Source organism: Bradyrhizobium sp. SK17, assembly GCF_002831585.1.
Taxonomy (GTDB): domain Bacteria; phylum Pseudomonadota; class Alphaproteobacteria; order Rhizobiales; family Xanthobacteraceae; genus Bradyrhizobium.
On record NZ_CP025113.1, the window covers coordinates 5,338,327 to 5,362,390 of the forward strand.

Genomic DNA, 24,064 nt, shown 5'->3' on the forward strand with positions numbered 1-24,064 from the left:
GCGGATGGAGTATCTGATGACTTCACGAGACCACAGAGCTGCACAGCGCGCGTTGGCCGAGCGGGCCACCGAAGCAACGCAGCCGGCGATCCGGCTCGCTGGCGTCAACAAGGCCTACGGCATCGGCGATGCGAGTCTGTTGGCGCTGCATGATGTCAACCTCGATATCCGCGGCGGCGAGTTCGTGGCCGTGGTCGGTCCATCCGGGTGTGGCAAGTCGACGATGCTGCGGGTCGTAGCGGGACTGATTCCACCCGGCAGCGGCGAAGTGTGGATCGGCGGTAGTCGGGTGCGCGGCACGCGGCGCGACATCGGCATCGTGTTCCAGTCACCTGTGCTGTTCCCCTGGCGCACCGTATTGGAAAACGTGCTGTTGCCGATCGATGTGCAGGAGCTTCATCGCAGGGACAATCTCGCGAAAGCCCGCGAGCTGTTGGCGCTGGTTGGCTTGCGCGATTTCGAGACGCGCTATCCCGCGGAACTGTCTGGCGGCATGCAGCAACGCGTCGGCATTGCGCGGGCGCTGGTGCACGATCCGTCGATCCTGCTGATGGACGAGCCGTTCGGCGCGCTGGATGCGATGACGCGGGAGCACATGAATGTCGAGCTGCAGCGGCTGTGGCAATCCCGCACCAAGACAGTCCTGTTCATCACCCACTCGATCTCGGAAGCCGTATTCCTCGCGGATCGCGTCGTGGTGATGACGCCACGACCTGGACGCATCGCCGAGGTGATCGAGATCACGCTGCCACGGTCGCGCAGCCTAGACATGATGAGCACCGCGCCGTTCGGCGACTATGTACGGCGCATCCGCAACCATTTTGGCGCATTGGGAGTGACCGACTGATGGACAGCTCCGTCGACACCACGCAGAACCGGCTGCTCAGCATCGTACTGCTGGTCGCAGCACTAGCAATCTGGGAGCTAGCCGTGCGCTTGCTCGGCGTTCCTTCGTTCGTGCTGCCATCGCCGTCGGCGGTGGCCGCTGGGCTGTGGCGGGGGTTTTCCACCGGGCTCTATTTGCAACACATCGGCGTCACCGTGTTCGAAGTGCTGCTCGGATTCGCGCTCGGCTGCAGCCTTGGGTTCGTGCTCGGCGTCGCGGTGGCGCTCAATCGCCATGTCGCCTATTTTCTCTACCCTTATATCGTCATGTTTCTGTCGATGCCGAAGGTGGCGCTAGCACCGCTGATTGTCCTGTGGTTCGGCCTCGGCATGACCTCAAAGATCGTGACCGCGGCGCTGGTCTCGTTCTTTCCGTTGATGGTCAACACCATCGCCGGGCTGAATTCGGCGGATGCCGACCGCGTCGACCTGATCCGCTCGCTCGGCGGCACCGAGCGGCAGATATTCACCATGCTGCGGCTGCCGACGGCGCTGCCGATGGTAATCGCGGGGCTCGAGATCGCGATCACGTTATCCCTGATCGGCACCGTGGTCGCCGAGTTTCTCGGAGCCGAGCAGGGTCTCGGCATGCTGATGCAGAGCATGAATTTCTCGATGGATATCGCAGGGTCGTTCTCGGTGCTGATCGTGCTCGCAGTCGTTGGCCTCGTCCTTAACCAGACGCTGCTCGCGATCCGGCACCGCGTTCTGTTTTGGGAGCGCCTCGGGCGTGGTGCGTCGGGCGCGACGACAGCCTCACCAATCGCAGGTGCGACGGCGGAAGCAAAGCAGATCACGTCCTGACCACCAGCCGAGATCATCCAGGCCTTTCAAGCGGGAGGATGCCGTGAAGCAACGTTGCAGACGCCACCGTCTTACTGGTGCGATCATGATTGCCGCCGCGCTTGCAGGCTTCGCTCCTGCTGCCGCGGCGCAGACGAAAGTCCGCGTCGGCTGGTGCACCAGCGTATTGACGCTTGGCGTCGTGCCGTTCGCGGTGGCGATCAAGATGGGTTGGTACAAGCAACTCGGGATCGATGTCGCGCTTGTGAACCTGCCGGGCTCCTCCGACTGTGTACGCAATGTCGCGACCGGCGAAGTCCTGGTCGCCGTTCCCACCGTCGAGCCGGTCGCGATCCTGTCGCTGACTGGCGTCAAAACGCAGGTGTTCTACACCGCGTTCCGTCGCAATATCTTCGGCCTTGCCGTGCCCGCAGGCAGCCCCATCGCCAGCTACGGAAATCTCAAGGACAAGAAAATCGGAGTGACGTCGATGGCGTCGGCCGGCGTGGTCGTCGCCCGTTCGGTCGCGACCTCGGCAGGGCTCGATCCCGACCGCGACATCAAGATCGTCGTTTCAGGTCAGCCGGCGCAGACCGCTTTGCTGCTAAAACGTGGCGACATCGACGCCGTATCGCAGTGGGACGTGCAGTACACGCTGATGGAGCTCGCGGGCGTGCCGATGCGCCCACTGGCCGATCGCGAGTTGGAGTCGTTCCCCTCCAATAGTTTTGTGGCTCGCCCCGACACCATTCAGACCAAGGGCGAGTTGCTGGCGCGGCTGGTGCGCGGCTATGCCATGGGCACGCTTTTCGCCCTGCGCGATCCGCGGGCGGCTGCCGAGATGTATCACGCGGTGTACCCGCAAGTGGTGCCAACGGGCATGGACCCGGATCGGGCGCTTGACCAGACCATCGCGCTGCTGAAGACGGTGACGCCGAAGATGTCGTTGGAAGCCAGCGCGGACAAATGGGGCTCCAGCAATTTCGATACGTATCAGGCCTACCTCGACTGGCTGTTGAAGGCCGGTGTGCTGAAGGACCACGTCGATGCGCACGAGATCGTCACCAATGCGCTCGTCGACCAGGTCAATGATGATCTCGACGTAAAGGCCGTCGAGGCTGCTCTGTCCCGCTAAAGCTCTCGTCATCCCCAAGCCGCCCCAACGTCAGGAACCTCCAATGTCTGACATGATTGCGCTCGATACACCACCCAACGACCTCGAAGCCTACTGGATGCCAATGACACCGAACCGGCGCTTCAAGAAGACACCGATATTCTTCTCCGCCGCGAGTGGCATGCATTACCAGACGCCCGACGGACGACGCGTGCTGGATGCGATCGCAGGATTGTGGTGCGTCAACGCCGGTCATTGCCATCCGAAGGTGGTTGAGGCGATCCGCGACCAGGCTGGCAAGCTCGACTACGCCTCGAGCTTCGGCGTCGGCCATCCGCTTGCCTTCCACTACACCAATCGGCTCATGACGATCGCGCCGGAAGGATTCAATCACGTCTTCCTGGCTGGCTCCGGTTCCGAGGCGGTCGACACCGCGCTGAAGATCGCGCTTGCGTGTCAACGCGCTCGGGGGCAGGGCCACCGTCAGCGCCTGATCGGTCGCCAGCGCAGCTATCACGGTATGGGCTTTGGCGGGCTGTCGGTCTCAGGGATCGGCTGGCATCGCGCGCAATTCGGCGTCCTGATGCCTGGCGTCTCGCATCTGCCACATACCCACGACCTGACGCGCAATGCCTTCAGTCGTGGCCAGCCCGACCACGGTGCAGAGTTTGCCGATGCCCTGGAAGGCATTCTCGCAGCCTGCGATCCCTCGACCGTTGCGGCCGTGATCGTCGAGCCGGTTGCGGGAGCCGGCGGCGTGCTACCGCCGCCGCGTGGCTATCTCGAGCGGCTGCGCGCCACCTGTGATCGTCACGGCATCCTTCTGATCTTCGACGAGGTGGTCACGGGCTTCGGCCGGCTCGGCGCGCCTTTCGCCGCGCAGGCCTTGGGCGTGCTGCCCGACTTGATCACCTGCGCCAAGGGCATGACCAACGGCGCGGTGCCGATGGGCGGGGTGCTGGTGCGGGACACTGTTCATGAGTCGCTCGGCCAGGGCTCCGAGGCCAGCGTGGAGCTCGCCCACGGCTACACCTATTCCGGTCATCCGCTCGCTTGCGCCGCGGCGCTCGCGACGCTTGATTGCTATCTGAACGAGGGCCTGTTTGAGCGCGCGAACAACCTGGCACCGCTTTGGGAAGATGCGCTGCACAGCCTGCGTGACCGACCGCATGTGAGGGACATCCGCAATCTCGGCCTGCTCGGTGCGGTCGAGATCGAATCGACCGCGGAAATGCCCGGGCAGCGCGCACGCAAATGCGCCGACGTCTGCCTGGACCGTGGCGTTTTCGTCCGCGCGCTCGGCGACACGCTGGTGCTCTCGCCGCCACTGATCATTGAGCAGCGCCAGATCAGCGAGATCTGTGATGCGATCGCATCGGGACTCGAAGCGGCGGCAACGCTTTGACTTGCGACTAGGCCGCCATCGCGGTGGTCGGCGACACGCTCAGGATCCGCCACTTCGATATGTCGAAGAAGTACGCAGCCTTGATGCGCGCGGACGCTGGATCCGGCGCCTGAATCGCCGTGTGGAATTTTCGCGTACCATCACTCAGCGAAATCCGGAATGTCTGCATTGGTCGAACCTCCACGCGCGGATGCTGCGGCAAGGAGGGTTAATATCCGGTTCCTATCAGCGATTCTCACGCGGCCGCGCGTGCCTTCACGCGGTCCCTCGCTCGCGTAAATCGGAGGGCAGTTGGACCGTCGTGTCTTCCGCACCGACGACGCGTCCGTCCTGCGCGCGCAGTTCGAGCCGGCGTACCGGCAGTCCGCTCTTGCGATCGACCAGCAGCACATGCGCCTCGTCGGGCGCGAAGAAGAAATCCTCGCCCCATTGCCGGAGCGCGACGAGGAGCGGGAAGAGACCGCGGCCCTTTTCGGTCAGCACGTATTCCTGATAGGGGCTGCCGTCCGCGGCGGGCACGGTCTCCATGATGCCGTGCGCCAGCAGATTGCGTAGCCGCGCCGAGAGGATGTTCTTGGCGAGCCCGAGGCTCTTCTGAAATTCGCCGAACCGGCGCAACCCGTCGAACGCATCGCGGACGATCAACAGCGACCACCAGTCGCCGATCGCATCCAGCGGCCGGGCCACGCCGCACATCGAGTCCTTGTGGCTCACTCTCTTGGCCATCGCGATCTGCCTGTAGCTCCACGGTGCGTTTGCCGATCCCGGGTGGCGTCCCGACGCACCCGTCCGATCACAAATCCGATATATCGGTTGCAAACTAAAACCTCAAGCGGTACACGATGGTTTCAAATTAAAACCATCCGAGGTTTGCCATGATCCAACCCGACGCCATGTTCGACGGCACGTTTCCGTTCACGCCGCATTTCAGCACCGCGCCGGGCTTCAGGATGCACTACGTCGACGAGGGCCCGCGGGACGGCGAGACGGTGCTTTGCCTGCATGGCGAACCGACCTGGGGCTATCTGTTCCGCCACCTGGTGCCGCTCCTGAGCGCGACGCACCGCGTGGTCGTCCCGGATCACATGGGCTTCGGCAAGAGCGCGACGCCGGCGCAGCGCAGCTACTGGCTACAGGACCACGTCGACAATCTCGCAGCCCTGGTCCTCGCACTGGATCTCACCGACATCACCCTCGTGATGCATGATTTTGGCGGTCCGGTCGGCATGGGGCTGGCTGCGCGCCACCCGGATCGCATCCGCCGCATCATTTCGGCCAACGGGCCGACGCCGTTCGGGCAGAGCGATCTGTTCGAACGCCTCACTGCGAATGCACAGGTCTCGCCTTGGTTTCGGTGGATCGCGCAGGCCGAGGCAAACGGCGAGCTTGAGCCGGTGCTCGGCCAACTCGGCTTCAACATCCTGAGCACACTGAAACTCAACGGCTTCGAGAACAATGCCGCGATCACCGACGCCTGGCTCACCGCTTACGGCGCACCGTTCGCGCGACCGTCCGACTGCCTCGGTGCGATCGGATGGGCCAAGGGGTTTGCGACCGGCGCCCACCAATTCGAGACGCCGGATCCGGCGGCCGATCGTGCGATCCGCAGCAAGCCTGCGCTCGCGATCTGGGGCGAGGCGGATCGCACGCTGCGCGCAGAGCACTTCCTGCCGCTGTTTTCGGAGCTATTCCCCGCGGCGCCGATTGAGCGTCTCGCCGGCGTCGGGCATTACTGCTTCGAGGATGCGCCGGAGCAGATCGGCGGCCTGATCGCCGAGTTCATCCGGCACGGCTGACGGCACGCTCGGCAATTGGGCAGCGGGCCTCGCAGCGCGCTCGCCCGTTGGCCTCCGGCGTTAGCCTTGAAACGCCCACGCGACCACGTCCGCCAGCAGCCAGATCCAACCCAGAGCGGCGATGGCGATGGCGGTCAGATAGGTCTTGCGGCGAAGCTGAGGGGTCATGGCGAAACCGATACCCCATCGCCGCGGCGGCGGTGACGACGGCTTGGCTTCACCTTACCGTGCGCGGGCTCGACGGCGGCGGGAAATGGCCGCGCGGACCGCGTAGCCAACAACAAATCCCGCGACGAACATGAAGATCAGCGAGGCGGTGAGAGCAATCGGGTCTGTCATGCGACAAACTATGGCGCGCGGTGCTGACGTCAGCCTTACGGAACCAGGCGCAACGAAGCTGCCAAGCGATCGCTGTGAGCGGCCCGAGAGATAGGTGACAGAACGTACCGGACACATGGGTTACACTTTCCGCTTTTGTTCTGCGGGAGGTGTGGATGCCGTGGAAAGCGAGTTCGGTAATGGAAGAGCGCCTTCGCTTTGTCGCCCGCCTGCTGGATGGAGAGGCGATGACCGAGGTTTGCCGGGAGTTCGGCATCTCGCGGAAGACCGGGTACAAGATTTTCGATCGATACAAGGAGCACGGGCTCGAAGCGCTGAGCGACCGGTCGCGCCGGCCGGTGCGTTATGCCAACCAGCTCCCGCAGCCGCTTGAAGCCCTGATTGTCCGGCTGAAGGCCGAGAAGCCGCACTGGGGAGCCCGCAAGATCCGCGAACTTTTGGTACGGCGGCTCGATGGCGATATCCGCGTTCCGGCCAAAAGCACCATCCATGCGGTACTCGACCGCCACGGTCTGGTCAGGCGCGGAGGCGGGCCGCGCCACCGCGCGCGCGGCACGCCGCTGTCGCCAGGCGCCGTGCCCAATGATCTGTGGTGCACCGACTTCAAGGGCGAGTTCAAGCTCGGCAACGGCCGGTACTGCTATCCCTTGACCGTCACCGATCATGCCTCGCGCTTTCTGCTCTTATGCGAAGCACTCGATTCAACGCGCGAGGAGCCTGCAATTGATGCCTTCGAGCGCCTGTTCCGTGAACGCGGCCTGCCGCTTGCCATCCGATCCGACAATGGCGTGCCCTTTGCCAGTCCCAATGCCTTGTTCAATCTCTCAAAGCTGTCGGTGTGGTGGCTCCGGCTCGGCATCGCGATCGAGCGCATCAAACCTGGCCATCCGCAGCAAAATGGCCGCCATGAACGCATGCACCTGACGCTCAAGAAGGAAGCCACCCGTCCGCCCGGCTCCAACAGTTTACAGCAGCAGGACCGCTTCGACGCCTTCATCCGCGAGTTCAATACCGAACGACCTCATGAGGCGCTCGACATGAAGTGCCCGGCCGAGCTCTACGGCGCTTCACCACGTCGTTATGCAGGCCTGCCTGAGCTGACCTATCCGTTCCACGACCGCGACGTCCTCGTCACCGCCTGCGGACGCCTCTGCCTACTCCGCAAGAGAATCAACATCTCCACCGTCCTGGCCGGCCAGAAACTCGGCATCAAGGAGGTCGACGACGGCATTTGGCTCGCCAGCTTCATGCACTATGATTTGGGATACTTTGACCTGGAGCAGAAAACCCTGCAACCACTCGACAACCCGTTCGGCACGAGGTTGTCACCCATGTCTTAGGTACGATCTGTTACCCATCTGTCTGGGCCGGACACTGGTAATCTGGCGGAAGGGGTGGGATTCGAACCCACGGTACCCTTGCGGGCACGCCGGTTTTCAAGACCGGTGCCTTAAACCACTCGGCCACCCTTCCAAACCAACGATTTCAAGTGCTTAGCGGTCATTCCGAATAGAACAAATCACGAAATTGGCACCCGAATGGCACCTAAAGCGCGAGCGCCGCGTTTATCGCCGCTGCTGCCTTAGTGTCGTCGTTCCTAAACAAGTGGGCGTAGACACGCAAGGTGATGTCCGGCTTTGCATGCCCAAGCCTCTTGGAAATCGTGACTATGTCCACCCCGGCGTCGATCAGTTGTGATGCATGGGTGTGCCGAAGGTTGTGGAACCCCATGTGAGGCTGGAAGTCGCTCCACGCCTTGCTGTAGCGCTTCTGGGACGGCAGGGAGCCATCTAGACCCGCGAATAGCAGCGCATCGTCGGGCAGCTTGCCGGCGCCGAGCTTCAATCGCAGTTCAAGGTGCTCTTTGCGGAAGTCGCGAAGGGTTTCAACCAGAAGATCGGGCAGGGTGATGTCCCGCCGGCCTGCCTTCGTCTTAGGAGGCTTGAGCCGGATACCATGCGCCTTGGTTTCCTCGATCGCTTCTCGGACCTGGACGACCTTTTTGTCCATATCGAGCCGGCCCCAACGGAGGCCCAGCACTTCGCCAAGACGCATACCGGTGAACAGTGAAATCATAGCCGGAACAAACAAGCGGTGTCCACGCAAGGTATCGATGAAGGCTCTTACGTCCTTCACGATCATCATCTCTTCGTCTTCAACCTTGGGCGCCGATTCGGCTGCGACAACGTTCTTGACGATCAGCTCGTTTTTCACGGCGTCGCGCAGTGCTTTTCCCAACACGCGGTGCGCGTGACCGATCGTCCGGGGCGCCAGGCCACCTTTACTATCGGCGCGCCCGCTGTTTCGGAGCGTGGTGTGCCATTCCTCGATGTCGAGCGTGCGAAGTCTTTGGAGTGGCTTTGCGCCGAGATGAGGCACGATCTGGTTTTCGACCAGTTCGCGGTAGCGTTCGGCAGTTCTGGCGCTGATGTCGCCAGCCGCCTCCCAGTGATCGACACGAGCGCGAACAAACTCGGTGACTGTGATCTTATTCGGCTCAACGTATTTCGCCTGAGCAACTGATGCGATCAGTTCAGCTAGCTTAATCTGAGCCTGTCGCTTGTTGCCGCGGAACGTGTGAAATTGGGTCTTCCGCTTACCGGTTCTCTCGTCACGACCCGCATCGAATTTCAATCGCCAAGAATTCTTGCCGCGTTGCTGGATGTGGCCTTTCATGGCTTTCCGCCGCGCTCAATGATCACGCGGTTGTTCTCGCTAACGACAACTTTGCCAACCTTCTCCGCGAGCTTGTCCGCCAATGCTTCGAGGTTCTGCATCATGTCTTCTTTGGCGAAGGACTGTTCCAATCGTTGTATGATTTCGCCGGTCAATGTGCGCCCGTTCTTTTCGGCCGCCTTTTCCAAGCGAGCCAGTAATGCAGTCTCGACCCTGAGACGTAGGTGCGAAGTCTCCTTAGCCGCCATTTCGGATTCCCTTTCTGCCGAGGCGGGACCATATACCACAGCCCAGACCTTGACGGAACAAAAATGTACCTTTAAGGTACAAAACTGTTCCCGACAACATAAGGGATGGTCGATTATGAATGAAGAGTTACTAAAACTGCTTTCCCGGCCGACTGCATCTGTGCCCGATGTTGGTCGGATCGTCTTCGGTCTTGGCCGCAACGCGAGCTACGATGCTGCTAGGCGAGGCGACATCCCGACAATCGAGATCGGCCGGTTGAAGAAAGTGCCAACGGCCATGCTACGAAAGCAACTCGGCCTGGAGACCGCGGCGTGACCGACCAACGTCTCAACATCCGCAAGACTGACCTTGCTGTCATCACGCGTATCGCTGTGGACGCTGGTGAGATTCAGTCGAAGATCGCCGGCTTGCTTCTGCTCCAAGAGGAGCGACTGAAGGAGCTGCGTGAAGTGCTGGAAGAGTGGCGTAAACCGCTCGCTTAAACGAAGAACCGCCCCCACGGGCCAACGTGAAGGCGGTCAAACTTCGTGGTCAGGCTTATGTCCGGCAAGACTTAACCTGTCTAGCATAGTTCGACAGTCATCGCAATATGCTCGTGGGGCTCCACCAAAGAATTTTTTGGAGCCCGAATGTCCAACGCTCTATTTGACGAACCGCGCCTCAACGAATGGTTCTCGATCCCGCTAGACGAGCGCCTCGCGATTCCGATCGACGCGAGTGAGATCGATTTCAACCTTGACGGAGAATGGCTCCCGATCCCAGCCGCGTTGCGTAGCGAAGAAGTCGGTTGGGATTGCTATCGCCTCGATCCAGAAGGACTCGGATTCGACTTTTTCTATCAACTGGCGATTGAAGCTGGAGACATGCGCTCAACGCAACAGCTGAGCGAACTGTGGCCCAGCTTCGATCGGGATAGGGCACCACACGACGTGCTGCTGATCGACCTGTTCGCTTATTTGCGGGGGCAGTGCTGCGCGATCCACAGTGGCTTATCTGCCAAGATGGATGCGGCACTAGAAGACTGGAGGCATCGCAGATTTCGGGCTCACGGCGCCAAGGTGTGCGCTGAGTACGGGGAAGCGATCAAGCTTTTCGAGGCGGCCCAACAAGCTGTTGCGCGCCTTCCTAAGGTGATCCCAACCGATCGAATGCCCGACGAGGCGCGCGCGACGTTCGAAGCCATGACGTCTGCGCCAGCACGAGCGTACAGCTCCGAACAAATGCGGGCGTTTGCTGAGTTCGTTCACGAGTGTCTTCAGTGGCACAACACGAAATCCGAGATGGAAGGACTTCCAGAAATGACGAAGCTCGCGGCAAGTGCGTTCGATGCCGAGGTAATGCGCGCGATCGCAGCCGAGCGGGCGCCTGGTTTTATTTCCGACGCAAAAGGGCACAAAGCCGAACCGCAGCACCCTCATAACGTTCGGACAGTTCTCCGCATGAAAGGTATGGAGGTTCGCGAAAACCTTTGGATTGACCGGATCGAATATCGCCGGGCCGAGTCGGCGACAGACTGGCAGCCGCTCACCGATAAGGTCATCGACGACCTGATGACGTTTGCGGCGGATCTTGGCCAGCCATTCAATCCGACTAAAGAGTTCTTCCAGCGGACCTTGCGCACTATCGCCCGGGCCAATTCGTGCGATCCGTTGCTTGAGCACCTGGCCGCTCTACAGTCCGGATGGGATGGCGTCCCAAGGCTCGACACGTGGCTATCGCAAGCATGCGGCGTCCCGAATGACCCTTATCACCGTGTTGTGGGCCTGAACATCATCGGCGGTTTGGTGCGGCGCGCGCGGCATCCCGGTATCAAGCATGACGAGTGCGCGATCTTCATTTCGCCGGAGCAGGGTGTTGGCAAGTCGTCACTCTGCAAAATCCTGGCGATGCACGAGCGATGGCATACGGACACGCTAAAGCTTGGTGGCCGGCAACAGGATATGGTGCCGCAAATGGCCGGGAAACTCGTTATCGAGCTGCAGGAACTGTCCGGCCACAAGAAGACCGAGGTCGAAGACATCAAAGCGTTCATTTCGACCCAGTATGACAACTACACTCGCAAATACGATGCTCTTGCAACGGATCAGCCGCGACGCTGCATCTTCGTGGGAACGTCGAACGATTCGATGCCTCTGCGCGACAAAACCGGCAACAGACGATGGCTGCCGGTGCACGTGGTTGGTCGCGTGAACTTGGAGTGGTTGCAGGCAAACGTCGATCAGCTGGTGGGGGAGGCTGCCGCACGGGAATCGATCGGAGAGACGTTCCGCATTCCTGTAGAGTTGTGGAGTGTCACCGAGCAGCATCAGAAGGCGGCGCTTCAGCGGCCCGAGTATGAAGTGATGTTGCGCGATTGGCTCGCCCCAACCAGCCTCTCTGTGTACGTCACCGCCGCGGATCTCAGCCAGGTGGTTCGCGAAGCTGCGGGGCGTGTTGTCAATGCGCCCGACTATCTCGGCGTCGTGCGTGAACTGGGATTCGAGCCGGCGCAAAAGAAAATCGACAACCGCAATGTCAACGTCTGGCGCCGTGGAGACCTGAAAGGTGCTTTGCGACTGGAGCCGAAATTGCCGTTCTCTTACCGGCGCGGCGTGAGCATGAGTATGGAAGTCGAAATGCCGCTTCCACCCGAACCGCGCCTCGCGCCTCTGCCTGCGATTGGTAGGGGGTAGGGGGTAGGGGGTAGGGGTAGGGGTAGGTAGGGGCTGTTTGGAGAAATTACTAGGAAAAAGAGCAGGGGAAGGGAGCGCAGGGTAGACGTCGTTGCCAGGAAGTTCTTAGAAAATGCCCCTACCGGCACTACCCCTACCTACCGCCTACCGGCCTGATGATTGCTTAGTCTCCGTCAACACGTAATTACAAGTTGTCAGAATCTGCGATCAGCTTCCGCAGCATTGGCCGGAACGTCGATCGACGGAAAGCACGGCTTTACGTTCTTCTCACCAGCGATGAACGCATCCTTGCGATCGGAAATTACGTACGAAAAGTAACTGTCGACACCATAGACGAACGGAATGCGACCGGCGTACCCGCCCATTCTGTTCTTGCTGTTGACGTATCCGCAAACGAACTTTCCGTCTTCGCTGCTGACTAGGCGTAGGCCGTCAAACTGTGCAGACGAGGGGTCTACCAATCGTTCACGCACGCTGTCTTGTGCAGCGGCAAATGCCTGGTTCTCAGGTGTCCGAGACAGCACGAATGCGAAAACGAAGAACGCAACAACGCAAACCCCGACAACGCCAAAAATCACTTTCATCACGTTTCTCGTTCCTCTTCGTTTCCAACGGCTTCTCATAAACAATCGGGCATAAAATGTTCGGCTGCATCAAGCGCGACCATAAGTCAACCATCCAAGGGTTGACAAATGAAAATAATTTTGATAGGATATAGCGAATTCACTCACCGAAGTTTGCCGTTATCCACACAAGCCGCAATGCGACCTGACGCGTCGCTGCGGGCGGAGACCACGCATGTCCGAAGAAGGCGAGATTGTATGGGGCGCATCCGAAATTGCGCGTGCGATCAATCGTTCGGAGCCGCAGGTTTACTTGCTTCTGAAGCGCGGCTGCCTGCCTGGCGCGCGTAAGATCGCGGGTCGTTGGGCATTCCGACCGGCCGAGTTTCGGCGCGCACTGGCGACCGAGGCCGCAGCGTGAGCGACACGAAGCACCGCGGCACCGTCACGCATTGGAATGAAGCCAAGGGCTATGGCTTCGTCCGTCGCGAGAGCGATCAGGCCAGCATCTTCGTTCATATCAGCGAGGTCGACGAAGCTTACGACGCCCTGCGCCGCGGCCAGCGCGTCGAATTCGAAACCGCTGAGAGCGAGCGGAAACCGGGCCACCCAATGTGCGTCAACGTCGACGTAATCTAGAGGACTCTGATTTATGACCCCTTGGAATACCTTTCGAGACAATATCCCCACGGATCCGCGTTTCCTCGGGCATCGCGCCATTTTCGACAAGTTGCGGTCGATGCCGGAGACCCTGGCGAGTGCGCGGGATGCGGCCAAGAAGCTGGGGACGCTGAACGACAGGGGTATCACCGAAAGGGTGCGAGACTTCGCAACCAAGAAGGTTGCAGCCGATCTGCGCCGCGAGGTGATCAAGATCGATGCCGCAAAAAAGAAGCTCGAATCTCGGCGCCGCAATCTGACCGTTCCCGCTGCCGACAAGACGGATGTGGGTGCCGCGCTCTTGCGCCAAGAGATCCGCGCTCATGTCCGCCAGATGGAGTCGAGCAAGCAGGTCAGAACGCTCACGTTCAATCCCGATCCCGTGGTCGTCGCGGCGATCTCGGAGGCTCCGTCAATGTTGACGGGCGTGTCCGACAGCTTACGCGGGCAGATGGAAGCTGCATTCATCGAAGCGCATTTCCCGGCCGAGATTGCGGTTCTGCGTGAGGACGCGGAAGCGCTCGAAAGTGTCGGTATGGCGCTCGAAAGCGCAACGAAGGAAGTGCGCGCCGCTATTGGTCTGTCCGAACTCGAATTCAAAAAGTGGCTCGTGACGTCAACTCCTGAAGTGTCTCAGGAACTGCTCGAAGGCCGCATCGGCGAATAGTCGTCGCAGGGGCGGGTAACCTCGCCGCTTTTGCGACTGCGAGAGGGTTGCATCACGGCCCTCTCGCCCAACTTCACGGAGAAGACGATTGGCTACGATTATGATCGATGACGCCAATGACGCCGCCGCAACGATCCGTGCCACGATCAACGGGACGCCGAGAGCTTAGATTTGAGCGTGCTCCCGCCCATCGTTATGCCGCCTCCGCCGGGACCAGCCGCCGCGCCAGGCCGCCGTCCAGGTCCTGGTCGGCCTCGTGGATCGCGCAACCGCCGGACGATTGCCGTCGAACTGCTGTTCGCTACGGAAGCGAACGCAGTTGCTAAGAAGGCCGTCGCGCTCGCTTTGGAGGGCGATCCAACCTGCATCAAATTAATCATGGATCGTACGGCACCGGTCCGAAAGGGTGCTCGGATCAGTCTACCCAATTTTCCAAAGGTCTCGACGCTTGAGGACCTACCAAACGCGCAAGCCTACCTGGTTCGGGCCGTCGCATCCGGACGGATCTCACCGGAGGAGGGCGCTGCCGTTTCGACCACGTTGGATCGGTTTTCCGCTGCCGCCGAGATTGTCGAACTGAAGCAGCGTATGGCCGAGATCGAGGAGCGCTATGCTTCGACGCGGTAAATGGGGCATTGAATCGCGGCTGCGGTGGCTTGAGCGGAACGCGCCGACCCCTTGGACGCACCTGACCCTCGTCAACACCACCGTCGCGCCGAACTTGGACAGTACCGGCGTTCCCGTTCACCCACCTATCGAACTTGGGGTCGGCGAAATAATCCGCACCCGCCGCGATCAGCCGTCGATCCAGATCACGTTCGCAGAGCCGCGGGCCGATCTGCTCGGCGTTAACTTGGGCCAGTGGACCGACGAACAGATTGCGGCGCTGGCACCCTCAACTTGCGGAGACAATCGTGGCTGACCTGGCGACACTCGGCTTTGCTGTTACCACCGAACCGCTCGTCAGGGCGCGGGATGTCATGCGCGACATGGTGCCGGCGGCAAAAGACGCGCAGACAGCCACGGAAAGCATGAGCGCGGCCGTCAACAGCGTCGGCCCGGCGGCTCAACGTACTGTGGCATCAGTCAGCACGTTAAACCAAGCGCACAGCGCTCTCTCGACCCAGGCCATGGCAGCGCAGCATACCATGCGCTCGTTCTTCGAGCAGATGGCAATGGGAATGCCGGTGTCGCAGGCGCTTACCGGCCAGATGAACCATCTGACCTATGCGGCATCGGGCCAAGGTGGTTTGTCGGACGCTTTCAAGGACGCGGTCGCGCCGCTTACTCGGCTCCTGACAGCAGGCACAGCCACCTTTGCCGGTATCGCGGCATCGGCGGCCCTGGCCACGGCCTCAGTGAACAACTACCTGTCCGCTCAACAGCGGGTGCAAACCTCGCTGCTCGGCGCCGGCCGCGCGTCGGGGGCGACCCAAAACAGCATCAATGCCATCGGCAGCCAAGGTGCATCCACCTTTGGTCTGTCGGTTTCAGAGGCAAGAGACCTGGCCGCGGCGCTCGCCACCACCGGACGGATTGCAAACGACAATATCCTGCCAATCGTCAAGATGGGCCACGACATAGCGATCGCGTTCGGGACCGACGCGAAGGGGGCAGCGCAAGTGCTCTCCAAGGCATTCGCGGATCCCGTGAAGGGGGCTGATGACCTCAATGAGCGCCTGGGCTTCCTTGATGCGGCTACTAAGCGAAACATCGAGAATTTGACCGCACAGAACCGACAGTATCAGGCGACACAGGTTCTGATTAACGCCGTAAAGAGCAGCCTAGACGGCTTCAGCGAGACGCAGAGCGCGGTCACCAAGGGGTGGACTGCGATCGGAAATGTTGCAGCGAACGCGTGGGACTCGGTCGGTCAGTTCCTGGCGAAGTCGGTCGGCCTCGGTCAGTCGTTGGAAGACCGGCTGAACGCTGCAAAAAGACAGCTTGATTCACTTCGAGCGACCGGCGGTAACACACTCAACTTCGAGACCGGTCTCGGCAGCTACGGTTCCGATCCGACAGCCATCGCCGCGCAGCAAAAGAAGGTGGACGACCTTACGGCTGCAATCGAACGTAACGCGCAAGCGTCCGCACGAGCGCTCGCCGCGCAGCAGTCGTTCCTGCAAGCGAGTACCGTTCGCGACCTGTCGCCCGAGATCACGCAGCGAGAAACGCTTAACAATCAACTGCAAGTGCTCAAGCAGTTGATGGACAGCCTGGCCAATGATGAGGGAGCCGGCGAGCGCCTGAAGCAACTCGGTCTGACCATGGATCAGCTTAGACAGGCGTTTGCCCTGGCGGCAGGTAAAGTCAGCGACTTCAAAACCGAATTCCAGCAAGCCATTTCGGCGAACAGTACCGCGCTTCAGGCGCTCACGGCGTTTTCACCGACAGCCAGAGGCAATGTTGCCTTCCAGCAGTCGATGGATGCGACTCAGAATTCGAACTACTCGCCTGTGCAGCGCCAGACGCTGGCACAGCAGGCCTACGAACTGGCGGTTAAGTCGGCGACCACGGCTATCAGCGAGCAGAATCGCGCGCAGATCCTCAATGCACAGCAGGCGGTCGCATCTGCCCAGAACGATATCCTCTTGGTTGGCAAATCCATCGGGCAGCAGGCGGAATTGCGCGCCAACATGGCACCGCGTCAAACCCTCGTTCCTGCAACTCGTCCAGCTCCGACAGAGTCTGAGAGGAAAGCGGCTTGAGCGCGTATTTCACCTTGGTACAGAAGCACTCCGCGCACATGGTCGTGGACGCGGCAGTTTATTTACCCGACTTCACGCTGACGAATGTCAACGCGACCAAGGCAACCGCTTTGGTAACACTGCCTGCCGTCATAACCGTCACTGGCGCCGATGTGGTTCAACGGCTCTTGGCAGAAGTGATCGAGCGACAATTTTCATCGTATGAAGAACTGGTCAGCAGCTCGGAAGCGCTCTTGACCGCGTTCCGGGAGATTGCGGTTGCTCATCTCGACGGCGACGCCTGCTCGACATTGTCGATGATTGGATGGAGCACGCTCCAGAACGCGCCCTGTGCTCACTCAATCTATCTATGGACAGACGGACCCGCACGCGACGAGTGGTTACGGAATTCGGCCCTGTTGCCAGGTTTTGATCCGAGCGCGGTTCAAGCTGAGTTCGAGGATGTCTCGGCAAACATCACTGGTTCGCCAATGCCGGATGTCTCCAAACTCTCGGACATCTGCTTCGAGGTTCGGGCACCGGACGATTATACGCCACAGGTCGATTTGCTGCACATACTAGAAGCGGCGCGGCGGACTCCCATTGATGGAAAGCTTGGGGTTGGTGGCGCAGCGGTTCTCTCATCAATCGACGCGTCGGGTATCACGCAGAGAGTCATTCACCGCTGGGACGAAGATCGGGTAGGCGAGAAAATCACGCCGCAGCCGATCGACTGGAAGACCTGGCGCGCAGCGCGTGAGCCGCGGGCGGAAGTCATCGAATTCAGCGGGCTATCCCGCCTGCAGCGTGAACGCATGCAGAAAAAGGCGGCAAAGAGGGATCGACTCAATGGACGCTGAAGCCAGGTACTCCATCGATTTTGCGCACCGCACGGCGGAGATGGTCCGGCACCACACAAACCCAACGCTGTCTGCCTACGCGTTGGCCGTGCAAGCGCTACGGTTGTATCTCGACATCGGCGAAGAACAAGCCGTGACAATCCTGAAAGCGGTGACGGTCAACCAGATGACCGAGCGAGCGCGGTCGGAATTCGATGGCACGAACGGACGAGACGTCCTGGCCGTGTTGAACCCGCTCCGTGCACAGAACGGATTTCCTCCGATCACTCTGGTCGATTTGAAAGTGCAGGGGAGATAGTCAGTGGTCGGTGGGATCGGGCATATTGGACGGATTGGTTACTTCTCTGGCGGCAGCGGCAGACGGAAGGTGGTGTCGGTTGCGCCGATCATACGTCGCCTGACTGCGGAGCGCGGATTATTCGTTCTCGTCGGCCAGAATGTGAACCTGATCTACGGAGGCAGCGCGCCGAATGCGCCGCTTCTGACGTGGACCTCTGACGCTTCCACCGCGTACCCCGTTGCTGACATTTATTTGGATGAGACGATCGCCACAGGCGACTCTATCCAGTCGCAGATTCAGGTGAGCGGCGGCAGTTGGACCAGTCCAGTCTTCAACATCACCCATGTCATCGCTAGCGGTGAGGCGGCTTCAGGCGATGCAGTGTTGACCCAAGGGCCTCTCGCCACAGGCACCTACGATTGGCGGGTGCGGGTGATGCGGGCATCCGATGGTGCGGCAAGCGTCTGGTCAAACGTGGAGACCAAGACTATCGCGGTCCACGACGAGAGCGGCGACACACAGCAGGCCAAGGACTTCTTTGCGCGCGTCCGTTCAGCAGGCATCAGCATAGACAAGACCCACGGCGATGCCGTAGCGGCCTTCATCAACGGTGTGGTTGCGGACGGCATATGGTCCAAGTTCGATGCGCTATACCTCTCAGCAACTCAGAGTCTGACCCTTGGTCGCCTCAACCTCGTATCGGCGAACTATTCGCTTGCGAACTTCGGTGGCGACCCAATATTTACCGCCGACAAAGGGTTCAAATCGACCAACTCCCCTCAGCAACAGACGTCCGGATTTACGCCATCCACAGCGAGCGGCCAATGGGCGCTTAACTCCGCGCACTTCATGATCTGGCCATTAGAGACAGGGGCTAGCACTTCAGGTGATATCGGCACGTTGTCCGTCACTGGAGGGGGAGGCTACGCTTACTTCAAATCGCAGCCGGCCGGAACCAGCTGGGTTATCTCGATCAACGACAGGGGACAACGAGCGACAGAGAGCACAGCTACAGGCGCTGGATGTTATGTTGCTTCGCGCACAAGCAGCGCTGGCTTCAACTACTACTGGAATAACACCGTATTCGGAACGATCGCACAGCCGTCGTCTTCGTTACCCAGTAGCAATATCTATGTTGGCGCGCTGAACGGCAACGGGTGGGGCAACAAGACGATTGCAGCGGCAAGTTTCGGCGCGGGGCTCACTTCAACAGAAGCCGCTGCGCTTTACGCACGCCTGCGGACCTACATGACCACGATGGGTGTACCATGAGTTTTGCCTTCGCTGCGCAACACAACAAGGGCCGTCTTCAGGTCAATCTCAACTTCCTTCAGGTCGGCGGTGAGGACATGTTCCTCAATCAGATGAAGAACGCTCAGGCATGGACACTCAGTGACAACACCGCGCAGCCTGAGCCGAGCACACTTAACAGTGATGGATACCCCACCTCCATTGTCGGCGGAGGTGTCTACTCGGTGTTCTTTGTGCCGAAGCAATCAGCCCGCTCCGGCCGCTACGCCATGACGTGGGACGCACCACCCGGTGCGGTGATGTTCGTGGGCATGGCAGTATCCAACGCCACAGGCAGCCTCACCACCTCTGCATCAGGACACGGCCGCTACGAGTGGTTGCCGCCGGATGACGCCAGCTGTCGCTTCTCGATAGGCATCAAGTCAGTTGGCGTGGACAACCTTCGCGTCTTCCATGTGGATGATGAGGATGACCTTGTCAACAAAGGTTATGTGTTTGGCACGAGGTTCAAGCAGCGTCTGGTGGAGGCCAACTTCGGCCGCATACGTTTCCTCAATTCGCAAGTAGGGAACACCACCAACGTCGTCGAGTGGAAAGACCGCAAGCCTCTCTCATATGTCTACTACGGCGGCTACGAGAACCGCGCCGAGTACTATGGAGGCGTAACCGCAGGAAGCGGTTCGGCATTCACGGTCAACGCACCGCCAACGTGGAGCGGCTTGGTGGACAAGGCCCGCGTGATGGTCAAGATTGATCGCAGCTACAGCGGCGGTATAACGCTCTCTGTGGGAGGCACCGCCGCAAAGAATGTGCTCAATGCCTACAGCAGTGCGCTCTCCGAGGCAGGCAATTCGTATGTCGTGGGCGGACGCTTTGCGTTCCTTGTTTACGATGCCGAACTTGGTTCGTGGATCAAACAGGGCGGCGACGTGGCGATGGGAAGTCAGGGGCTCGGAAATGGCATCCCACCTGAACTTCTAATGCAACTATGTGCGGAGGTTGGGGCCGATCCTCACTATGTGCTGCCTCCGTTTGCAGGGGATATCGCTTCCGACTACATCCCAAGCCTTGCCGCCTTACACCGGGACGTAGGACCATCGTGGATGCGGCCGGTCTTCGAAGGGCCTAACGAAACCTTCAATACATTCGCGGGCTTCTACCAGACTGCCTATGCCGTCGCCAAAGAGACTGCATACGGCTGGGGGGCTGGTTACTACAACTGGTACTGCAAAGTGCTGTCCTACATGGGCCAGCAAGTCAGCGCGGTGTATAGCGGTGATCGCTCAAAGTACTTCGTAGCGTGCGGTGTGCAGACAAATGGTGGTACGGACATTCAAGATGACCGTATGTTGGGTACCAAGTGGCTTGCCAGTGATGTCCCTCTTCCTCCGGGTATGCTGCGGCAGGCCGCCAAACTTTGGGTCAACGAGGTTGCCTGTGCCCAGTACTACTCCCCGGGTGGACCTAACGATGCCTCCTATGCGGCCAGTTTCGCAGCAGCCACTAACGACCCGGATCGGGCGGCCATTGCGATACAATACGCGCAGAGCGCGCTCACCTACACCTACTCGCTGCCCAACACCATCAACATGCAGGCAGCGTGGAAGGCGTGGGCCGTTAAGCACGGCATCAAACGTTTGTGCGGTTACGAGGGTGGGTGGTCGCCGGACTATAGGGACGGCGGTAACTCTGACCTGGACCGGCTCAAGGCAGCTTCTAAGCGCCTGGACATCGTGGGCAGTTACACTGTTCAGAACATCGCGGGGTTTTCCTCAACAACAAGGGTGACTTTGTTGCAGACTACCCGTCGGTGTTTCAGCTTGGCGGCTACATGTATCCCGGATATTCGAGCAACGCGTGGTCCGTGCTGGAGGACATCTACGAGCCAACGCCTAGCCCGCAGTGGCAGGCAATCGTGACACTGAGCACGGCGGCACGGACCAAACGGTGGACCCTTAAGGCAGCCTAGGCAGCCGCCATGAGCGTCTTGCTCCGGCGATACGCCATGAGGCCAAGGCCAGCGAAACCGAGAAGCATCATCGCCCATGTCGACGGCTCGGGGACGGCGCTAGCTACAGCGTTCGGGTCGATCAGTGAAAATCCTGATGGAAGCTCAATGAAGATCTGCAGCGGTGCGTAAGCCACATTGGGACCGTCGCCACCACCACCGCCACCGCCACTGATGTTTGGAAACTCGGGATTGATATAAAAATATGTTTGGACCATGTCGTTGCGTCCGCAATGAGCTTCGAACTGATCGCATTCATAGATAAGCGTCGTGGAGCCATTGAAGTAGAATGACAGACTGATCGAACTGAAGGGGCCATTGAAGGGATCCACTGGAACGTTCTGGGTAAAATATGGTCCCCCGGTCCACGAATAGCTGGCAAGAAAGCCATTTGGGTAGGCGCTGAAGTCTCCAACGACTAGCGTGTTTGTGCCCGTCCACTCGAATGTGCCGGATCGAGCTGCATTTGGAGTCAGCACGACAAAAAAGAGGCCTAAGGCAAAAACCAGCTTACGCATAATCCAACCCCGCAATAAAATCCCATTTCACCTTCCCGCTTCGGTTGAGTCAATACGGCTATGGCAAACCTTAGTTCGAGGCAACGTTGTCAAACTACCTAGCTGTTGCAAAACCACTGTAAAATAAGCACTTTTCGGCGATCTGGAATCAGCGCATCTTGCCAGCCATGGCAGAGCAACGTCTGATCTCAGGAGCCGACGCCGCAGCCTATTGCGGCGTCACACCCGCTACCTTTTCGAAGTGGGTGGCGGCCGGCGTCATACCACCACCGATCCCCGGTACGCGGCGGTGGGACCGCAAGGCGATCGACCAGGCCTTGGACAGAGCGTCGGGGATCCCCACGACGCAGTCACCCGAGGACGAGTCTGACCCGGCAACGAACATAGGCAGAGAGCCTTGGGAAGATGCGTTTGAAGCAGATTGGATCGCGTGGGTGGCTCACGCGGAGGCCCAAACGCCCGCGGAAGAGCGCAGCGCACCGGCCAAGTGGGATGAGGCGCGGGAGGTAGTGCGAAAGTTTTGGCGCGACCTCGACGGTAAGACAATGGCAGCCAAAAGACGATCTTTGAAAGTGCGCAAGTCTTAACCACCGGAATCGAACCTAGAGGTAGTCATGAAGCGAACTTCGGATACCAGCGTGCTGCGAGCGCCTCCTTTTCTTCATGGGACTCCCAGTGGGGCATTCCGGCGCGATAAAAGAAACCACCGCGCGATCCAGCACTGCTCCGACGACGTTCGAAGCCGAGGTCAACAAGAATTTTGCGAATGCGCTCGAAGCCGACACCGGGCAGTGCAGCGCGTATTTCAGCATAGCAAACGACATTGCGGTCAGCCGTCAACTTGCTCACTGTCGCCAAGGTCGCGTTTTGACGGCGCACCTTGGCGACGCGGACGGCCCGCTGACGTTGGGTCATGGTCGGGAATGGGATGATGATGGCGGTCATTGCACGTGTTCCTAATTGGCTGGGAAGGTCTTAGGCGATCTCAAGGACTCGAGCTGCATCACCGCCGCTCAGCTTCGGGGCAGGGCGCTGCGTCTGCATAGGGGCCTGCGGATTGTCCCGCTCGACACGCTCGAAGGCTGCCTTGATGATCGGGTCTTTGATGAACTGGGAAATCTTGAACATTGCTGTCTCCTGGTCGACTTGCTCTTGAATGAGATATAAGATATATGCGTTATATGCGATGTCAATAAGACATATGCGATATATGCGAAATAATTTGGAGGGTGTGGTGCCGCGTACCGAGCTCTACCCGGTGAAAAAGATCATCGGGTTCAACCAGGCAATGCTGGATGCGATTGAGAAATGGCGAGCAAAGCAGCGTCCCATTCCGAACCTATCGGACGCGATCCGGGCTCTTATAGAGGCGGGGCTGAAGGCCAGTCGGGAGAAATAGTCAGCGGATGCCGTTGCGGCCCGATCCCATCAGCTACCCGCCGCGCGGCATGTCCCGAGAGGAGGCGGCCAGGTACGTTGGCGTCGGCACCACTAAGTTTGAGCAGATGGTCGCGGACGGTCGCATGCCGCGGCCGAAGCGGGTCGATGGCCGGGTGATCAGGGACCGACTGAGGTTGGATGCAGCGTTTTCGGACCTCCCGGAGGAGGCACGGGTCAATCCGTTGGATCGGATGCTTGGCGCATAATGACTATGGTTGAGTTTTTCGCTAGGCGCGTCCCATCAAAATAACTTCGTAATCACCGATTGGTCGCATGTCGTAGATATCAAAACCCAATACGAACATTCCTGCGTTCCGGGTCGACGATGGTTGCGGAACGAGCGGAGTAGCGGTCGCGACAATTTCGAGCTTGCCTGGGCGAGACCATGCTTGCTGAATCGATCCTCCGACGCTTGGGATCGCCTGTTGGCCAATTACGCTTTGCAGTGCTCTTATCGGCGCATCTGCATAGATGATGCCATGCAAATCCGTTTCGGCAGCGGCGCTCGAACGAATTTGGTCAATCTCTTTCCGCAGAATCTCTGGCTTGTTTCCAATGATTAAGACGACTTCGTTGTTAAGGACATGTTTTTCGAGTTCCAACTCGATCCTCGACCCGTCAGGACGGAAACGAATTTCAAATGCAAGCGCTTGTCCGGTCCGAGGACAAAAGCCAAAAAGGATTGCGCTAAAGGCGGAGCCGGTTCTCTGTCCGATTTCCCTCACGTAAGCCTGCGAAATGTCGGAAATCGCATTTGCTACCTCATCCATCGTTGGGGGTGGGGTGCTTCGAAGTCCTCCTAGATTACTGCAGACGATGTTGGCGAATGCATGCGTCGAAAGGGCAGCGAGCGTCGAGCCAGCAAAGGCGAACCCAAATTCGTAGCGGAACGTCTCGTGATTAAATGGGCCGCCGTGAGGGCCGGGCTGCCGGCAAACCATCGTGATCGGGAGAATCTTGGGACCGTGATCGGTGTAAACATTGCCTAGACTTTCGCCGATTCTCGTATCGGCGATCGCGTGGATTCGATCAGGTTCGAATAGCCAAACGGCAACCAGTGTCATCGTTCTTCAGATTTAGGTGCTCGGTGAGCCCTTCTTAGCTCTTTTGGCACCCGGAATGGCACCCAACAAGACGGAACGGGTAGGGACGGAGCGGGACGGGTAAGGTGATCGCGGACCGGAAACCCCAACGAAATGGGATGGTTGGGT

The 24,064-nt window shown here is 59.7% G+C and carries 28 protein-coding genes, 1 tRNA gene and 1 pseudogene; 20 read left to right on the forward strand and 10 right to left on the reverse strand.

Translation table 11 applies throughout. The features are described 5' to 3' along the window. Positions 1-16: 16 nt before the first annotated feature. The 4 genes from CWS35_RS24580 to CWS35_RS24595 all read left to right on the forward strand — a co-directional run bounded on the left by CWS35_RS24580 (position 17) and on the right by CWS35_RS24595 (position 4,187). Complete coding sequence (locus tag CWS35_RS24580; RefSeq protein WP_245438639.1) at positions 17-847, forward strand: ABC transporter ATP-binding protein; 831 nt, start codon at positions 17-19, stop codon at positions 845-847. Then, a complete protein-coding gene (locus CWS35_RS24585; RefSeq protein ID WP_168226373.1) occupies positions 847-1,689 on the forward strand; it encodes an ABC transporter permease in 843 nt (280 codons plus the stop codon). The genes CWS35_RS24580 and CWS35_RS24585 overlap by 1 nt, the downstream gene beginning before the upstream one ends. Positions 1,690-1,774: 85 nt before the next feature. Next, on the forward strand, positions 1,775-2,803 hold the full coding sequence (locus CWS35_RS24590) for an ABC transporter substrate-binding protein (RefSeq protein ID WP_100954234.1): 1,029 nt from the start codon (positions 1,775-1,777) through the stop codon (positions 2,801-2,803). 43 nt (positions 2,804-2,846) lie between these two features. Then, entirely contained in the window at positions 2,847-4,187 is a 1,341-nt protein-coding gene (locus CWS35_RS24595) for an aminotransferase class III-fold pyridoxal phosphate-dependent enzyme (RefSeq protein ID WP_100954236.1), read from the forward strand. A 7-nt stretch (positions 4,188-4,194) separates the two neighbouring features. Here CWS35_RS24595 and CWS35_RS39615 read toward each other — a convergent pair whose 3' ends face one another. Both CWS35_RS39615 and CWS35_RS24600 read right to left on the reverse strand, forming a co-directional pair. Further along, the gene (locus tag CWS35_RS39615; protein ID WP_168226374.1) at positions 4,195-4,356 is read right to left on the reverse strand and encodes a hypothetical protein; all 162 of its coding nucleotides are present in this window, start codon (positions 4,354-4,356) and stop codon (positions 4,195-4,197) included. An 86-nt stretch (positions 4,357-4,442) separates the two neighbouring features. Next, complete coding sequence (locus CWS35_RS24600) at positions 4,443-4,913, reverse strand: helix-turn-helix domain-containing protein (RefSeq protein ID WP_100954238.1); 471 nt, start codon at positions 4,911-4,913, stop codon at positions 4,443-4,445. Positions 4,914-5,062: 149 nt separating this feature from the next. Between CWS35_RS24600 and CWS35_RS24605 the strand changes: the two genes are divergently transcribed. Both CWS35_RS24605 and CWS35_RS24610 read left to right on the forward strand, forming a co-directional pair. Beyond that, positions 5,063-5,983, forward strand: a complete 921-nt coding sequence (locus CWS35_RS24605) for an alpha/beta fold hydrolase (protein ID WP_100954240.1) — start codon at positions 5,063-5,065, stop codon at positions 5,981-5,983. Positions 5,984-6,477: 494 nt separating this feature from the next. Further along, positions 6,478-7,662 carry an IS481 family transposase gene (locus CWS35_RS24610; RefSeq protein WP_024583326.1) on the forward strand — a complete coding sequence of 395 codons (1,185 nt, stop codon included), beginning with the start codon at positions 6,478-6,480 and terminating at the stop codon, positions 7,660-7,662. Positions 7,663-7,705: 43 nt separating this feature from the next. Here CWS35_RS24610 and CWS35_RS24615 read toward each other — a convergent pair. The 3 genes from CWS35_RS24615 to CWS35_RS24625 form a co-directional block, all read right to left on the reverse strand. After that, positions 7,706-7,795, reverse strand: a tRNA-Ser gene (locus CWS35_RS24615). A 72-nt stretch (positions 7,796-7,867) separates the two neighbouring features. After that, complete coding sequence (locus CWS35_RS24620) at positions 7,868-8,998, reverse strand: site-specific integrase (RefSeq protein ID WP_100954242.1); 1,131 nt, start codon at positions 8,996-8,998, stop codon at positions 7,868-7,870. Further along, positions 8,995-9,246, reverse strand: a complete 252-nt coding sequence (locus CWS35_RS24625; RefSeq protein WP_100954244.1) for an Arc family DNA-binding protein — start codon at positions 9,244-9,246, stop codon at positions 8,995-8,997. Before CWS35_RS24625 ends, CWS35_RS24620 begins: the two co-directional genes overlap by 4 nt. A 115-nt stretch (positions 9,247-9,361) precedes the next feature. On the opposite strand from CWS35_RS24625, the gene CWS35_RS24630 reads away from it, so the two are divergent. From CWS35_RS24630 to CWS35_RS24635, 3 genes are all read left to right on the forward strand, one after another. Then, complete coding sequence (locus CWS35_RS24630) at positions 9,362-9,562, forward strand: hypothetical protein (RefSeq protein ID WP_100954246.1); 201 nt, start codon at positions 9,362-9,364, stop codon at positions 9,560-9,562. Beyond that, positions 9,559-9,729 (forward strand): hypothetical protein, encoded by a 171-nt coding sequence (locus CWS35_RS39095; RefSeq protein WP_157817216.1) that lies wholly within the window; start codon positions 9,559-9,561, stop codon positions 9,727-9,729. The genes CWS35_RS24630 and CWS35_RS39095 overlap by 4 nt, the downstream gene beginning before the upstream one ends. A gap of 147 nt (positions 9,730-9,876) precedes the next feature. Beyond that, positions 9,877-11,919: a VapE domain-containing protein gene (locus tag CWS35_RS24635; RefSeq protein WP_100954249.1), complete on the forward strand. Its 2,043-nt coding sequence runs from the start codon at positions 9,877-9,879 to the stop codon at positions 11,917-11,919. Between the two features lie 194 nt (positions 11,920-12,113). On the opposite strand, the gene CWS35_RS24640 is transcribed toward CWS35_RS24635, so the two are convergent. Further along, positions 12,114-12,503, reverse strand: coding sequence for a hypothetical protein (locus CWS35_RS24640; RefSeq protein ID WP_100954251.1), 390 nt, complete (start codon positions 12,501-12,503; stop codon positions 12,114-12,116). A 214-nt stretch (positions 12,504-12,717) separates the two neighbouring features. On the opposite strand from CWS35_RS24640, the gene CWS35_RS24645 reads away from it, so the two are divergent. From CWS35_RS24645 to CWS35_RS24685, 9 genes are all read left to right on the forward strand, one after another. Next, the gene (locus CWS35_RS24645) at positions 12,718-12,903 is read left to right on the forward strand and encodes a hypothetical protein (protein ID WP_100954252.1); all 186 of its coding nucleotides are present in this window, start codon (positions 12,718-12,720) and stop codon (positions 12,901-12,903) included. Beyond that, a complete protein-coding gene (locus tag CWS35_RS24650; protein ID WP_100954254.1) occupies positions 12,900-13,121 on the forward strand; it encodes a cold-shock protein in 222 nt (73 codons plus the stop codon). The genes CWS35_RS24645 and CWS35_RS24650 overlap by 4 nt, the downstream gene beginning before the upstream one ends. A gap of 13 nt (positions 13,122-13,134) precedes the next feature. Continuing rightward, the gene (locus CWS35_RS24655; RefSeq protein WP_100954256.1) at positions 13,135-13,809 is read left to right on the forward strand and encodes a hypothetical protein; all 675 of its coding nucleotides are present in this window, start codon (positions 13,135-13,137) and stop codon (positions 13,807-13,809) included. A gap of 610 nt (positions 13,810-14,419) precedes the next feature. Further along, entirely contained in the window at positions 14,420-14,731 is a 312-nt protein-coding gene (locus CWS35_RS24660; protein WP_100954258.1) for a hypothetical protein, read from the forward strand. Continuing rightward, positions 14,724-16,517 carry a phage tail length tape measure family protein gene (locus CWS35_RS24665; protein WP_100954260.1) on the forward strand — a complete coding sequence of 598 codons (1,794 nt, stop codon included), beginning with the start codon at positions 14,724-14,726 and terminating at the stop codon, positions 16,515-16,517. The genes CWS35_RS24660 and CWS35_RS24665 overlap by 8 nt, the downstream gene beginning before the upstream one ends. Continuing rightward, the gene (locus CWS35_RS24670; protein WP_100954262.1) at positions 16,514-17,356 is read left to right on the forward strand and encodes a hypothetical protein; all 843 of its coding nucleotides are present in this window, start codon (positions 16,514-16,516) and stop codon (positions 17,354-17,356) included. Before CWS35_RS24665 ends, CWS35_RS24670 begins: the two co-directional genes overlap by 4 nt. Next, complete coding sequence (locus CWS35_RS24675) at positions 17,346-17,654, forward strand: hypothetical protein (protein WP_100954264.1); 309 nt, start codon at positions 17,346-17,348, stop codon at positions 17,652-17,654. Before CWS35_RS24670 ends, CWS35_RS24675 begins: the two co-directional genes overlap by 11 nt. A 3-nt stretch (positions 17,655-17,657) precedes the next feature. Continuing rightward, entirely contained in the window at positions 17,658-18,908 is a 1,251-nt protein-coding gene (locus tag CWS35_RS24680) for a hypothetical protein (RefSeq protein WP_157817217.1), read from the forward strand. Further along, on the forward strand, positions 18,905-20,806 hold the full coding sequence (locus CWS35_RS24685; RefSeq protein ID WP_100954268.1) for a hypothetical protein: 1,902 nt from the start codon (positions 18,905-18,907) through the stop codon (positions 20,804-20,806). The genes CWS35_RS24680 and CWS35_RS24685 overlap by 4 nt, the downstream gene beginning before the upstream one ends. A 46-nt stretch (positions 20,807-20,852) precedes the next feature. On the opposite strand, the pseudogene CWS35_RS40680 reads toward CWS35_RS24685, so the two are convergent. From CWS35_RS40680 to CWS35_RS39620, 3 genes and pseudogenes are all read right to left on the reverse strand, one after another. Then, positions 20,853-20,960: pseudogene (locus tag CWS35_RS40680) on the reverse strand (PEPxxWA-CTERM sorting domain-containing protein); the annotation flags it as partial. A 1,065-nt stretch (positions 20,961-22,025) separates the two neighbouring features. Further along, on the reverse strand, positions 22,026-22,358 hold the full coding sequence (locus CWS35_RS24700; RefSeq protein ID WP_100954274.1) for a hypothetical protein: 333 nt from the start codon (positions 22,356-22,358) through the stop codon (positions 22,026-22,028). A 30-nt stretch (positions 22,359-22,388) separates the two neighbouring features. Further along, positions 22,389-22,541 (reverse strand): hypothetical protein, encoded by a 153-nt coding sequence (locus tag CWS35_RS39620; protein WP_168226375.1) that lies wholly within the window; start codon positions 22,539-22,541, stop codon positions 22,389-22,391. Positions 22,542-22,647: 106 nt separating this feature from the next. On the opposite strand from CWS35_RS39620, the gene CWS35_RS24705 reads away from it, so the two are divergent. Together CWS35_RS24705 and CWS35_RS40145 are read left to right on the forward strand one after the other, a co-directional pair. Beyond that, positions 22,648-22,812 (forward strand): hypothetical protein, encoded by a 165-nt coding sequence (locus tag CWS35_RS24705; protein WP_157817218.1) that lies wholly within the window; start codon positions 22,648-22,650, stop codon positions 22,810-22,812. Positions 22,813-22,819: 7 nt separating this feature from the next. Then, a complete protein-coding gene (locus tag CWS35_RS40145) occupies positions 22,820-23,059 on the forward strand; it encodes a hypothetical protein (protein WP_100954278.1) in 240 nt (79 codons plus the stop codon). Between the two features lie 21 nt (positions 23,060-23,080). Here CWS35_RS40145 and CWS35_RS39100 read toward each other — a convergent pair whose 3' ends face one another. Further along, positions 23,081-23,917 (reverse strand): hypothetical protein, encoded by an 837-nt coding sequence (locus CWS35_RS39100; protein ID WP_157817219.1) that lies wholly within the window; start codon positions 23,915-23,917, stop codon positions 23,081-23,083. Between the last annotated feature and the right edge of the window lie 147 nt (positions 23,918-24,064).